We start from the raw sequence: 12673 nt of genomic DNA, 5'->3' as shown, positions 1-12673 counted from the left end.
GCCGGTCAGAAGGAGACGAAGACGCCGGCCTGGTGGTACTGGCCGGCGGTGCCCAGGGCCTGACCGGCGGTGCCCAGGGCCTCGTTCTGGACGGCGCCGGCCTGAGCGAGGACGTCCGAGTCGCCGACCGCCGTCGGTCCGGCGATGACGCCGACGTGCGGGCTCAGACCGCCGGAGACGTGGTCCAGCTCGGCGTCGGAGATCTCAGCGGTCTGAACCTGGGGAGCGGAGTTCATGGTGAGACTTCCCTTCATGTGGATGTCGTGCAAGGGGGGGGAGCGGCCCATGGGGGACAGGCGGCGGGCCGGGACCGCAGGCGCGCCAGGTCCCGTTCGGGGAATCTGTGCCGAACCCGGCGGCGCGAAGGATCAAATCACGGAGCACGCCGAGCATCCAGTCAAGCGGCGCTGTCACCAGGACAGTTGGACGTGCGGGCTACGCATCCGTGCAGACTCGGGCACGAATCGGGGCCGACTCCTCCACAAGCTCCGCGGGCCGCGGGGCGGCTGGAGCCGCCGCGGCGCTTCCCCGCCCGGCACTCAGCGCCGAGCGGGCGTCGTCCGGCGTGTTCTTGTGCAGATCCGGCGCCCCCCGTGTTGCGGTTGCGTATTCGATGTGCAGATTCATCCGCCGGATCCCAGGCCCGGACGAGCGGGCGGTTCGGCCCGGTCTCCGGTCACACGACGTCCACGAACGCACAGAGGATCCCCCCAGGAGTGCCACACAGGCCGCACACGGTCTTCGGAAAGTCTCGTTAGCGTTGCAGGCCGCTCGATTCCACGTGCGAACGTGGCCAGGCCGCGGCCCAGGCCGCCGGCGCAGTCGACTCAGGAAGACCGTAAATGGACTACTGCTCCTCGTGCCGTCGGCATCTGAACGGCGCCCTGGTGTGCCCCGGGTGCGGTGCCTACGCCCCGGACATCGCTCCCCCCACGGCGGTGAAACCCTCCGTACCGGCAGCGGGCACGGCGGTGACCGGGACGGCGAGGCGGCAGTTCGACTCCCCCGGTACAGGCCACGTCGGTGGTCTGCACGGCGAGCACGTCCGTGGTCTTTCCGGCGGGCACGTCGGTGGTCCCCCCGCCGAGACGGCGGCCCTCGTCGGCATGGACGACGCCCCGCGTTCCCACCCGTCCGGTGATGTGGACGGCGCTCCTCCCGCTTCGCCGGGCCGGGCGGCTCGGCGTCGGCAGCTGGCGCGCTGGAAGAAGAACAAGCGGCGGGCCGCGGTCGCGACCGCCGTCGCGCTCGTCGGTGGCGGTCTGACCATTTCCGCGCTGGACCGGCACTCCGCCGACCGGGCCCAGGCGGCCACGGCGCCGGACGACCGGCCCATGGGTGTCGCGGGGGAACAGACCGGCGAGGAGAGCCGCCCGGGCGACCCGTCGTCGGCACCGCCCGGTGCGCGTCGGGCCTCGCCGGCGCCGCGGTCCTCGTACGCCAAGTCCCTCGTCCAGCCGCCTGCGGCCGGTGTCCCGCACCGGCAGAGCACCGTCACCACGCCCCGTACCGCAGCGCCGGACACCGGGCCGGACGCCGCGGCCACTCCCGTTCCCGCGCAGACCTCGGTCCCGGGGCATCAGGCCGCCGCGCCCGTCTCCGGCGGTACGAACGGCGGCGGCACCGGCTCGGCGGCGCAGCAGCCGTCCACACCCCGGCCCCCGTCCACGACGGCGCCCGCGAACACCGGCGGGGGGAACTCGGGAACGTCCCAGACGAACCCCGCACCGCCGGCGACCTCCCCGGCGCATCTCTGCCTGCTCGTGGTGTGCCTCGGCTGACCGTTCACAGGGCTGTGTACGGCCGGCCCGCCACGTCGGCCCCGAATGCGGTGTACGTCCGGGCCCGCAGACCGCGCGGGTCTCAGCGGAAGCGGTCCCGGATCCAGGCGGCTGCGCCCAGCAGGCCCACCAGGACGAGGACTCCCCCCTTGGCGGACAGCTTCATCGTCAGCAGCCAGAAACCGGGGTAGTGCCAGCCCAGCCCCCACACGACGGACCACAAAAGCCCGGCGGTCAGCAGGGCACCGGCCACGGTCACGGCGATCTGCCCGGCTCGGGGACGGCGCTGTTCCTCGTCGTTCCTCTTGTTCACTGGCCGACTATAAGAGGCGCTGCCGACGGCTCCCCTCCGGGCCTGCCCAGGGCCCCTCGGCCGTGCGGGCGTGTCAGTCCGCGTGGGCCGGGATGCGCATCCGTACCCGGAAACCCCTGTCGCTCGTGGGGCCGGACTCGAAGGTGCCGTGCAGGATCTCCGCACGTTCCCTCAGGCCCACCAGGCCCTGGTGCGCGCTCGGGAGAGGGAGAGCGGGGCGGGTCGGCGCGGTGTTGGTGATCGTCACGCCGACATCCGTGCCGTCGTGCCACAGCTCGACGGTCGCCTTCGCTCCGGGGGCGTGTTTGCGGACGTTGGTCAGGGCCTCCTGCACGGTGCGGTAGAGCGCCCGCTGCGCCGGCGTGCCCACGGTGGGCGAGAGCTCGCCCTTCAGCTCCGCCTCGATCCCGCTGGAGCCCACCAGCCTGTGCAGATCGGCCAGAGTGGGCTGCGGGGTCAGCTCGGTGACATCACCGCCGGAGGCGCGCAGCAGCGTGACCATGGTGCGCAGCTCGTCGAGCGTGCCGACGCTCAGCGAGCGGATGACGCGCGCGGCCTCCCGGGTCTCCGCGTCCTTGGCTCCGACCTGGACGGCTCCGGCCTGGACGGCGATCAGGCTGACCTGGTGGGAGACGACGTCGTGCATCTCGCGGGCCAGCTGGGCGCGTTCGCGGGTGAGGACGGCCTGTGCGTGCAGGGCGCGTTCGTGCTCCTTCGCCTCCTCGATCTCCACCAGACGCTGCGACAGATCCCGCCGGGCCTGGACGAGCTGGCCGAGCAGCACGGGGGCGGCGGCGGTCGCCAGGGTGTAGACGAAGTCGACCAGGGTCCAGGTCCGCCCGAACCCCCCGCCGTGGTCCGGGGGCCAGGGAATCGCGGTGGCGAGCGCGTACAGGGTCGCGCACACGGCGAGCAGACGGCGGTCCCGGGATCGCTCGGCCAGGGTGTACAGGGCCGCGATCGGGGCGACGAGTGTGTCCTGGATCAGGGTGGCCGGCAGGGTGAGCAGGAAGACGACCAGCGGGAACCGCCGGCGGACGGCGAGCGCGCCGCAGGCGAGTGCGGCCAGCGCCAGGCCGCGCGGCGTGTCGTCCGAGAGGTTGAGCCACAGGTCGAGCGCTGCGAGGGCGACCAGACCCGCGTCGACGAGGGGCGCGGGCACGCGTTCCCAGAGCTGCTTTCCCTCGAGCCACCCGGTCGTCCGGGGGGCCGGGACGGCAGCCTTGGTCCCGGTGGCCCCACTGGCCCCACCGATCCCACTGGCCCCGGTGGTCCCGAACATCTCGATCACCGCCCTTCCCGGTCGGTGTCCAGCAGTCCGGCCCGCTGGGCGAGCAGAGCGGCCTGGACGCGGCCGGCCACGCGCAGCTTGGTGAGGATGGCGCTGACGTGATCCTTGACCGTGCCGGTGCCCAGGTGCAAGCGGGCGCCGATCTCGGCGTTGGACAGGCCCTCCGCCAGAAGCACGAGCACGTTCCGCTCCCGGTCGGTCAGCAGCTCGACGCGGGCCGCCTCCTCGTCGACCGGGGCGGGTTCGTTGCCGCTATAGGTGTGCAGCAGGGTCCGGGACGCCTTCGGGGACATCACCACCCCGCCCGCGGCCAGCGTCCGTACCAGCTGGGCCAGCTGATCGGGTTCGGTGTCCTTGAGCAGGAAGCCGGCCGCACCCGAGTGGAGGGCCGTCAGGACGTACTCGTCGGTGTCGAAGGTCGTGAGCATCGCCACGACGGGCGGGTCCGGCAGCGCGCGCAGCTGCCGCAGAAGGGTGAGACCGTCCACGTCCGGCATCCGGATGTCGAGCAGGACGATGTCCGGCCGGTGCTCCTGGACGGCGGCGAGGGCGTCCGACCCGGAAGCCGTCGCGACGACCTCGATGTCGTCCGCCGCGTTCAGGATGAGGCTGAAGCCGGACCGGACCAGTGCCTCGTCGTCCACGACCGCCACCCGGATCACGTGCGCACCACCCTGCCGCTCGAATCCCTCTCCTACCGACCCTAGAGTCTCCCGCCACCCGCCGCGGTGTCGTGCGCTAGCGGTCCAGCCGGTCGGGGGGCCGGTTGCCACCGGTCGGCGGGGATGGCGCGGACTCCTGCCGGGTACCCCGCTGAACAGTGCTTTTCCAGTCTGGATGCATGACACACGACGCAGTTCTCGTTGTGCCCCGGCCCCGAGTGGCGGAGAGCACGACCGGAATCCGGGAGAACGCCCACGGACCCGCCGACGGAGTACGGCGGAGCGGGGCACGGGAGAGCGCCAGGCCCTCGACGGGTCGCCTGGTCGGTGTGGACCTGGCCCGGGGCCTGGCGGTCTTCGGCATGTTCGCGGCCCATGTCGGCCCCGACCCGAGCCAGGGCGGTGTCGTCGGCTTCCTGATGGAGCTGGCGCACGGCCGTTCCTCCGCCCTGTTCGCCCTCCTGGCCGGGTTCGCGGTCGTTCTCATCACCGGGCGCGGTGCCCCGAAGACCGGGCGGGCCGGCCGTCAGGCCGTCGCCAAGATGATCATCCGGGCCGTCATCCTGTTGGCCCTCGGCAGCGCCCTGACCATGTCGGGCGCCCCGGTCGACGTCATCCTGGCCTTCTACGGGCTGTACTTCCTGCTCGTGCTGCCGCTGTACCGGCTCGGCGCGGGGCCGCTCGCGGCGCTCGCGGCCGGCACGGCCCTGGTGTTCCCGCAGCTGCTGTACGTGCTGACGCCGCTGGTCGGCGGGGCGCCCCGCGCCGCCGGTGAACCCGACGGCCTGGTGTCGCTGCTGCTCACCGGCAGCTACCCGGCGCTGACCTGGATCCCGTTCGTCCTGGCCGGCATGGCCGTGGCCCGCCTCGACCTGGCCTCGACCGCCGTCCGCGCGCGTCTCGCCGTGACCGGCGTCGCGCTCGCGGTCGTCGGCTACGGCGGCTCGTGGCTGGCCCTGCACCTCGTGCCCGGCGCCATCGACGCGATCGCGGCCTCCGGGTCGGACGGAGCGGCCCTGTCGGCCTGGTGGTCCGACAGCGCGGGCTACCCGACCGGCGACACCGCGGCCTGGCTGCTGGCCGCCTCCCCGCACAGCGAGACGACCCTGTCGATCGTCGCCAACACGGGTGTGGCGATCACCGTCCTGGCCGCCTGCCTCGCCGCCATGGACGCCCTGCCCCGCCTGCGCCGGGTGGCCAGGCCCGTCATCGCGGTCGGCTCGATGTCGCTGTCGGCGTACGTCGTCCACATCGTCGCCATCCGGCTGCTGGACATCGAGGAGCTGCCCGGCTCGCCGCTGCACGTCCTGCTCGGCTTCATCGTGGCCGTCGGTGTCTTCTCCACCGTCTGGTCCCGCTTCTTCCGGCGCGGGCCCCTCGAGTGGCTGATGAGCGGCGCGACCGGGATCGCCCGGCACATTCCGTGACCGCCGGGCGCCCGCGAGGCTGCTCGTCGCGTCCGCTGCCGTAGCCGTTCGCGGAGCGGCGAGGATCCCGACCTCCCGTACGGACCCGTCCGCCGGCTCCTCTCGAGCCGGCGGACGGGTCCATCCGTACGCCGCCGGGGCGTCACACGAGGGAGACGACCGGCTCCAACCGTTCGTCGAAGCCGGAAGGCGAAACCGCCCGGACGTTCAGTGCAACGATCCCAGAACCGCGATCGCCCGCTCGAGATACTCCTCGAAGCGGTCCCGCTCTTCCGGTGTGAATTCAGCACTCAATGAGCCCTCGACGAACAGGGCCGCCTTGTCGGCCTTCTTCGCGATGGCGCGGCCCGCGCGGGTCGCCCGGTTGACCACGACCTTCTGGTGGAGCTCCGAGGGCTCGCGCACCACCAGACCGGCCTTTTCCAGGTTGGTCAGCACCGTGGCCATCGTCTGCGGCGTGACCATGCACTCCCGTGCGAGCTGCGCCGCGGACATGCCGTCGGAGACCGACAGCAGCAGAAGGACCGAGTACTGGGGCACCGTCAGGTCGAATTCCCGGAGCACGTTGGTCTTTCGTGCGATGAGGGCCTGCTCCGCCCTCTTGATCGTGTGCCCGAGGCGGCCTGCGGCGACCGTCTCCGTCGTCTTCGCCATGCCAACAGTCTCGCATACGGCAGTTTACGAAGCAGTAGACGTGCAATGACGCCGCCACACCGGCCGCGGCCGGCCCTCGCCGGGGGCCGTCACCGGGTCTTCCGGCGCCGGCTCCCGGACGGCGATCTCGATGCCCAGGCGCTCCACCAGCTGCTGGTCGGCGTAGGGCGTCAGGACCTCGATGGGTCCGAGGGCGGTGCGGGTCACGGCCGGCCCATCAGCGCGCGGGGGCGTGCTCGGGCGACGCCGCGGCGGTGTCGCGGGGGGCTTCGGCGGACGGCTTCCTGCCGGAGAGCAGGCTGCCGACGACGACCGCGCTGACCACGCACGCCGCCCCGACGATCCACATCGTGATGTGCAGGCCGGTGGCGTACGCGTCGGCCATCGCGTGGATTACCCGGCCCCGCACCGGGGCCGGCAGCGTCCTGGCGGCCTCGGGCAGGCCGCCCTGCAGCGCCCGCGAGGTCAGCGCGTCGGCACCGCCCGGGTAGACGGAGACCGCGCCCTTGCCGAGGGCGCTCTTGGTGATCGCCGTGACCAGTGTGCCGAGGCCGGCCATGGAGACCGCGTCGGAGGCCAGGCGGACCGTGTTGAACATGCCGGCGGCCATGCCCATCCGCTCCGGCTCGACGGCCGAGACCGCCGCGCCGTCCAGGATGCCCAGCGAGATGCCGTAGCCGATGCCCAGGAAGAGCAGCGGGCCGACCAGCGCGGCCGTCGGGGCGCCCGCCAGGGTCAGCAAGGCGGCGCCGACGGCGGAGAAGCTCAGCAGCACGAGCAACAGGGCGCGCTGCGAGGCCTTCTGCGCGACCAGAACTGGCCGCGCTGCCGGAGGCGGTCGGCGCGCGCTGAGGCCGCGAACGGCGATGGTCGGCCTCCTCGAAGCGGGGGAGCCGCCCGTCGCCGTCTGTGAGGAGATGAGACAGAGGAGATGAGACAGAGTTCTGCTTCATGGACGGAGATTGACATATAACTGAGGGCTGGGGGATAGTCACGTCATGCTTGTACCGTCCACCGCAACCCGCGGCGGGCCCGGTCACCGTGCTGCGCACGCCCGGCCACACCGGCGGCTCCGTCATGTTCCGCTTCCACGGCGGCACGGACCCGCGGCCGGCGACCGGGGACACCCTGCTCGCCGGCGGCAAGGGACGCGTGGACGCGCCCGGCGCCGGCCCGGCGAGCCTGGACGCCTCCCTGCGCCTGGTCGCCACCACCTGCCCGGACGGCACACGGCTGCGCACCGGACACGGCCCCACCGCCACCCTCAGCGAGACAGGAATCCGATGACGAACACCCCTGATACCCCCGCGCCCTCCACACCGTCCGGGAGCCGTATGCGTACCGTCCGGTTCGAGTCCTTCGGCGATCCGTCCGTCCTGTCCGTCGCGGAGGTCGCGACGCCGGAGCCGGGGCCCGGGCAGATCACGGTCGACGTCGAGTACGCGGGCGTGAACTTCGCCGAAGTGATGTTCCGCCGCGGCCAGTTCCCGGTGGATCTGCCGCACTTCCCCGGTCTGGAGGCGGTCGGCACGGTACGCGCCGTGGGCGAGGGCGTCACCGGCCTCGAACCCGGCCGGCGGGTCGCCGCACTCACCCTGGGCAGCGGCGGCAACGCCGAGGTGGTCGCCGTGGGCGCGGAGCACACGGTCCGGCTGGACGGCGACCTCGCGGGGCTGGACGGCGCCCTGGCGGCGGGCGCCCTGTGCAACGTGACCACGGCACTCGGCGTGCTCACCTCCGCCGGGCACCTCGCGCAGGGCGAGACCGTGGTCGTCCTCGCCGCCGCGGGCGGGGTCGGTACGGCCGCCGCACAGCTGGCCCGGAGGCTGGGCGCGAGCACGGTGATCGGGGTGACCAGCTCCCCGGCCAAGGCGGAGTACGCGCGCGGCTACGGCTACGACAGCGTGGTGTCGTACGACGAGATCGAGCGGGAGGTGGCCGAACGCACCGGCGGAGGGGGCGCGGACCTGGTCCTGGACTCCGTGGGCGGCGCGTTCCGGTCGTCCGTGACCGGACTGCTGGCGGCGTTCGGGCGCCACGTCGTCTTCGGCAACGCCGCGGCGGAGGACGTCACCTTCGAGGGCAACCACCCCTGGTACACCAACAGCTCGCTGGCCGGCTACAACCTCGGCGGCGTCGCGGGCCGCGCCCCGCACCTGCTCCGCGCCCATCTGGAGCAGGCGCTGGCGGAGGTCGCCAGGGGCACCGTCCGCGTCGACGTGAAGGTGCTGCCGCTGAAGGACGTGGCACACGCGCATGAACTGCTGGAGACGCGGGCCTCCACGGGCAAGTACGTCCTGGACGTCCGGGCCTGACCACGTCCGGGCCTGACCACGGCGCGGCGGCGGGGCACCCGCCCCGCCGCCTGCCGCGCCGACCGACGGAACGTCAGAACTGCCGCAGAAGCGGGGATTGTGAGGCGGGATCGTCACGCCTCCACCACCACAAGGGGGAGACCGTGATCAAATCGGGGGGTGGTGCCGATAGGCTGTGATCCGCTACGGCTCCCCACCATCACCCGCCCCGGCGGAGTCATGGCCGGCGGCGGTCGAGCGGTCTCACGGCATTCGTCTCACGGCATGAGGATGTAACAACAGGTGCTGATCGCGGGCCGGTACGAGCTGAACACCACCATCGGTCGCGGCGCCATGGGGGAGGTCTGGCGGGCATACGACCAGATGCTCGGCCGGCCCGTCGCCGTCAAGGTCCTGCTCGCGCAGAACTCCGACCCCACCGCCGACTCCCGCTTCCGGCTGGAGGCGCAGACCGCGGGACGGCTCCACCACCCGCATGTGGTCGGTGTTCTCGACTTCGGCGAGCACGAGGGCCGGCTGTACCTGGTGATGGAACTGGTGGAGGGCGACAGCCTCTCCCGGCTGCTCGCCGACGACGGCCCCCTGCCCGCGGAGCGCGTCGCGCACATCGCCGCGCAGGCCGCGGCCGGACTCGCCGTGGCTCACGAACAGGGCATCGTGCACCGGGACATCAAGCCCGGCAACCTGCTGCTCGACGCGGACGGCACGGTAAAGATCGGCGACTTCGGCATCGCCCGCTTCATGGACGACCCGTCGGGCGCGCTCACGGCGACCGGGCAGATCGTCGGCACGAGTCTGTACATCGCGCCGGAGCGAGCCCTCGGCAAGCCCGCGGGACCGGCCAGCGACGTGTACTCGCTGGGCTGTGTGCTCTACCAACTCCTCACGGGGCGGCCCCCGTTCCGGGCCGACTCCGCGATCGGGATCCTCCACCACCACCTGGACACCGCGCCCGTGCCGCCCCGGGAGCTGGGCGTCTCGCTGCCGCCCGCCTTCGAGAACTACCTGCTGGGCCTGCTCGCCAAGCGGCTCGAGGACCGGCCCACCGCACGGCAGGCGGCCGACTGGTTCGCCACCGGCGCCTGGCGGGGCCGCCCCGAACCGCTCCCGGCCATCGCCCCGGAACCACGGCACGTCCAGACGGCCCCGGTGCCGCCGCCCGTGCTGCCCCGTACGGAGGCGGGCTCGGCGACGACGTACAAACTCCCGTCCGCCACCCCGGCCCCGGGCCACCGGGCGGCCCACCGCCAGCGCCCGGGGGCCGGGCACCACCGGGAGCGCCCCGGCACGGCGGGCCACCGGGAGCGCCCGTCCGGTGCGGACCACCGGGAACGTCCCGCGACGACGGGTCACCGCGACCGGCCGGCCACCGGCGGCCGTCGCGGGCGGTCCTCGGCGCGTGCGTTCGTCGCGCGGCGGCCGGGCGCCGTGGGTCTGATCGCCGCGGCGGCACTGTTCCTCACGGCGATGTTCGTGGGCATGGCGGTGTTCTCGCCGGACAGCAGCTCCGCGGAGACTCCCCGGGGGACGCGGTCGAGCCCGGCCACGCTCACGCCCTGACCCCGGCCCGGGCCCGGAACCTTCAACGGCCTTGCTCACCAGGGTGGTTACGTTGACTGAACGTTGACCGTTCGAAAAGAAACGGCGGTGGGCGACGACTGTAGGTTCACGCACATGCCCCCGCAGCCCCCACGCCTCCCCGTCCTCCCGTACCGCAAGCCCACGCGCGGCCGGGACTACTGGATCCTCGACGACGTCCTGCCGAACGTGGACGAGGTCCGGGACCGGTGTCTGGCCAAGGGCGAGGACGAATGGACCAAGGGGTACCCGTACACACAGGAGAGCTGGCCGGGGCTGCGGACCATGCCCGGGCTCGAACCGGGCGAACTCGCTCGGATCGAGCGGCTCGTGCGCAAGGAGACCGGCGCGCCGAAGCTGTGGCTCGAGACCGCGCCCGGCGGGGGCACCCTCAACCACAACTGCGTCCAGGTCGTCGGCAGGGACGAGGGCGAGCCGCGTCCGCACACCGACTCCCGGGCGCTGTGCCGCTACGCCGCGGTGCTCTATCTCAGCCCGAACATCCCCAAGGACTGCGGCACCAGCTTCTACCGGCAGAGCCTGCCGGGTGGCGTACTCGGCGGCAACATGGTGCAGGCCCCGCACACCAACCTGGTCGAGGCGCTGGGCACGCGCTATGTCGCACCGGACGCGTTCACCGAGGACGTACGCGTGCCGCAGCGCTACAACCGGCTGCTGCTCTACAAGGCCAACATCATGCACAGCGCCACCGGCTACTGGGGAAGCGACCTGGAGGGCAAGCGCATGACGGCCGTCTTCTTCTGGATGGCCTGAGCGCCCCGCGGTCAGCCGTCAGCGGGACGGGGTCAGCGGCAGATCGTCCGTGTACGCGTTCACCGGCCGGACGATCCGCTCGACGGTACGGGCGTCGAGCGAGACGGACGCGGAACGCGTGCCCAGGGTGCCGCCGGGGTGCCAGGTGCCCGTGACGGCCACCCAGGTGTCGGCGGGCAGGGCCGGCTTCCCGTACACCCGCACCTTCACGGACTGGGCGTCCGCGGCGCAGCACGAGAAGATGATCCGGGTCAGGTACCAGCCGCCGCCCCGCTTGTCGGGCGTGACGAAACCGGTCATCCGGATGCTGCGGCCCTTGATGGCCTGCTCGCGGTCCTGCTGCACCCGGGTGGTGAAGTCCGTGAGCGTCATCGGCAGGGGCGAGGTCCGGGGCAGTGGATCGAAGTGCTCCTGCTCCTTGACTGCCTTGGGCGCCTCCCGGGCGGCGGTGTACGCGCCGAGGGCCGGCGGGGCGTAGAAGAGCAGGCTCAGCACGGGCAGGAACAGAAGCCAGGCGATCCGAGGAGTGCGGGAGTGGTCGTGGCCGTGGCCACGGTGACCATGACCGCCGTGGCCGCCGTCACCGTGACCGCCATGGCCGTGGCCACCGTCACCGTGACCGCCGTGCCCCCGGCCCGACGCCGCGTCCAGCAGCCCCAGTACGAGCAGCAGCGCCCCCGACGCGATCAGCATCGGCCGCAGCCCTTCCTTGACGTACCTGAGGCACAGGTCGGTGAAGAGCGAGGCATGCAGCAGGCCGAGGCCGCCGAGGACGAGCAGGGTCACCTGCACCGGCCGTTTCACAGCAGAACCCCTCCGATCAGCGAGCTGCACAGGACCGCGACGACGGTCGTCGCGGCGGAGAAACGGGCCGCGAAGGCCCGGCCGAACGTGCCCGCCTGAAGAGCGATCAGCTTCAGGTCGACCATCGGCCCGACCACCATGAACGCCAGCCGCGCGGTCGGCGAGAACCCGCTCAGCGAGGCGGCCACGAACGCGTCGGCCTCGGAGCACACCGCGAGAACGATGGCGAGCCCGGCCAGGAAGAGCACCGACAGCCAGGGGGAGCCGGAGAAGGTGTCGAGCACGGAGCGCGGCACGGCCACGTTGAAGGTGGCCGCCGCCATGGCCCCGACCACCAGGAAGCCGCCCGCGTGCAGGAAGTCGTGCTGGAAGCCGAGCCTGAACTCCGTCCAGCGGCTGTTGCCCGACTGGTGTCCGGTGTGCCGCACGGCCGGCCGCAGCCATTCCTCGCGGCCCAGCCAGAGCCAGAGCCAGCCCATCACGGCGGCGGTGGCCAGCGAGGCGAGCAGCCGGGCCAGCACCATGGCGGGGCTGCCGGGGAAGGCGACCGCGGTCGCCGTCAGGACGACCGGATTGATGGCGGGTGCCGACAGCAGAAACGCGAAGGCGGCGGCCGGAGTCACCCCACGGCGGATCAGACTGTTCGCGACCGGCACCGACGCGCACTCACAGCCGGGCAGCACGGCACCGGCGACCCCGGCGACCGGGACGGCGAGCACGGGCCGGCGGGGCAGCACCCTGCTGAACACCCGTGCCGGCACGAACGCGTTGATCGCGCCGGACAGGGCGGTGCCGAGCAGCAGAAAGGGCAAAGCCTGCACGACGATGGCGAGGCAGACGGTCCGCCAGGCCTGCATGACCGGCGCGTCCAGCCACCGCACGAGGAGGAGCAGCACGGGACCGGCGAGGACGGCCGGCCCGAACAGGAGCGCCCAGGGCAGCGGCCGCCGGCCGTCCGCGGGGGCGTCGGCACTCGCCGCGGGGACCGCGACGGCCGGCTCCGCCTCCGCGGCCCGTGCATCTGTCTTCTGCATGCCGACCCCGAATGTCCGATGTTCGGATCGAACATAGCGG

The 12673-nt window shown here is 72.8% G+C and carries 15 protein-coding genes; 6 read left to right on the top strand and 9 right to left on the bottom strand.

Annotated elements, in window-relative coordinates:
- Nucleotides 1–5: 5 nt before the first annotated feature.
- Nucleotides 6–236 carry a hypothetical protein gene (locus tag ABZ876_RS05750; RefSeq protein ID WP_361775582.1) on the bottom strand — a complete coding sequence of 77 codons (231 nt, stop codon included), beginning with the start codon at nucleotides 234–236 and terminating at the stop codon, nucleotides 6–8.
- 606 nt (nucleotides 237–842) lie between these two features.
- Between ABZ876_RS05750 and ABZ876_RS05745 the strand changes: the two genes are divergently transcribed.
- Entirely contained in the window at nucleotides 843–1781 is a 939-nt protein-coding gene (locus ABZ876_RS05745) for a hypothetical protein (protein ID WP_361774761.1), read from the top strand.
- A gap of 82 nt (nucleotides 1782–1863) precedes the next feature.
- Here ABZ876_RS05745 and ABZ876_RS05740 read toward each other — a convergent pair whose 3' ends face one another.
- The 3 genes from ABZ876_RS05740 to ABZ876_RS05730 form a co-directional block, all read right to left on the bottom strand.
- Nucleotides 1864–2094 (bottom strand): hypothetical protein, encoded by a 231-nt coding sequence (locus ABZ876_RS05740; protein ID WP_361774758.1) that lies wholly within the window; start codon nucleotides 2092–2094, stop codon nucleotides 1864–1866.
- Nucleotides 2095–2167: 73 nt separating this feature from the next.
- Nucleotides 2168–3256, bottom strand: a complete 1089-nt coding sequence (locus ABZ876_RS05735) for a histidine kinase (protein WP_361774755.1) — start codon at nucleotides 3254–3256, stop codon at nucleotides 2168–2170.
- A 125-nt stretch (nucleotides 3257–3381) separates the two neighbouring features.
- Entirely contained in the window at nucleotides 3382–4047 is a 666-nt protein-coding gene (locus ABZ876_RS05730; protein ID WP_361774752.1) for a response regulator transcription factor, read from the bottom strand.
- 179 nt (nucleotides 4048–4226) lie between these two features.
- Between ABZ876_RS05730 and ABZ876_RS05725 the strand changes: the two genes are divergently transcribed.
- Nucleotides 4227–5474 carry a DUF418 domain-containing protein gene (locus ABZ876_RS05725; protein WP_361774749.1) on the top strand — a complete coding sequence of 416 codons (1248 nt, stop codon included), beginning with the start codon at nucleotides 4227–4229 and terminating at the stop codon, nucleotides 5472–5474.
- A 207-nt stretch (nucleotides 5475–5681) separates the two neighbouring features.
- On the opposite strand, the gene ABZ876_RS05720 is transcribed toward ABZ876_RS05725, so the two are convergent.
- The 3 genes from ABZ876_RS05720 to ABZ876_RS05710 are packed head-to-tail and all read right to left on the bottom strand — an operon-like array spanning nucleotide 5682 to nucleotide 6903.
- Complete coding sequence (locus tag ABZ876_RS05720) at nucleotides 5682–6128, bottom strand: MarR family transcriptional regulator (RefSeq protein WP_361774746.1); 447 nt, start codon at nucleotides 6126–6128, stop codon at nucleotides 5682–5684.
- A 24-nt stretch (nucleotides 6129–6152) separates the two neighbouring features.
- The gene (locus ABZ876_RS05715) at nucleotides 6153–6335 is read right to left on the bottom strand and encodes a hypothetical protein (protein WP_361774743.1); all 183 of its coding nucleotides are present in this window, start codon (nucleotides 6333–6335) and stop codon (nucleotides 6153–6155) included.
- Nucleotides 6336–6345: 10 nt separating this feature from the next.
- A complete protein-coding gene (locus ABZ876_RS05710; protein ID WP_361774740.1) occupies nucleotides 6346–6903 on the bottom strand; it encodes a hypothetical protein in 558 nt (185 codons plus the stop codon).
- Nucleotides 6904–7130: 227 nt separating this feature from the next.
- Here ABZ876_RS05710 and ABZ876_RS05705 point away from each other — a divergent pair, with 227 nt between their 5' ends.
- The 4 genes from ABZ876_RS05705 (at nucleotide 7131) to ABZ876_RS05690 (ending at nucleotide 10795) form a co-directional block, all read left to right on the top strand.
- A complete protein-coding gene (locus ABZ876_RS05705; protein WP_361774737.1) occupies nucleotides 7131–7415 on the top strand; it encodes an MBL fold metallo-hydrolase in 285 nt (94 codons plus the stop codon).
- A 47-nt stretch (nucleotides 7416–7462) separates the two neighbouring features.
- On the top strand, nucleotides 7463–8443 hold the full coding sequence (locus ABZ876_RS05700; protein WP_361774735.1) for a zinc-binding dehydrogenase: 981 nt from the start codon (nucleotides 7463–7465) through the stop codon (nucleotides 8441–8443).
- Between the two features lie 282 nt (nucleotides 8444–8725).
- Nucleotides 8726–10003 (top strand): protein kinase, encoded by a 1278-nt coding sequence (locus tag ABZ876_RS05695; protein ID WP_361774732.1) that lies wholly within the window; start codon nucleotides 8726–8728, stop codon nucleotides 10001–10003.
- Between the two features lie 114 nt (nucleotides 10004–10117).
- The gene (locus tag ABZ876_RS05690) at nucleotides 10118–10795 is read left to right on the top strand and encodes a DUF6445 family protein (protein ID WP_361774729.1); all 678 of its coding nucleotides are present in this window, start codon (nucleotides 10118–10120) and stop codon (nucleotides 10793–10795) included.
- 18 nt (nucleotides 10796–10813) lie between these two features.
- Here the strand turns inward: ABZ876_RS05690 and ABZ876_RS05685 are convergent, their stop codons facing one another.
- Both ABZ876_RS05685 and ABZ876_RS05680 read right to left on the bottom strand, forming a co-directional pair.
- On the bottom strand, nucleotides 10814–11599 hold the full coding sequence (locus ABZ876_RS05685; protein ID WP_361774726.1) for a TIGR03943 family protein: 786 nt from the start codon (nucleotides 11597–11599) through the stop codon (nucleotides 10814–10816).
- The gene (locus tag ABZ876_RS05680) at nucleotides 11596–12633 is read right to left on the bottom strand and encodes a permease (RefSeq protein ID WP_361774724.1); all 1038 of its coding nucleotides are present in this window, start codon (nucleotides 12631–12633) and stop codon (nucleotides 11596–11598) included. The genes ABZ876_RS05685 and ABZ876_RS05680 overlap by 4 nt, the downstream gene beginning before the upstream one ends.
- Between the last annotated feature and the right edge of the window lie 40 nt (nucleotides 12634–12673).

The organism is Streptomyces sp. NPDC046931 (assembly GCF_040644655.1).
Taxonomy (GTDB): domain Bacteria; phylum Actinomycetota; class Actinomycetes; order Streptomycetales; family Streptomycetaceae; genus Streptomyces.
Note: the sequence above shows the minus strand (reverse complement) of the source record. Positions and strands in the feature narration are given on the sequence as shown.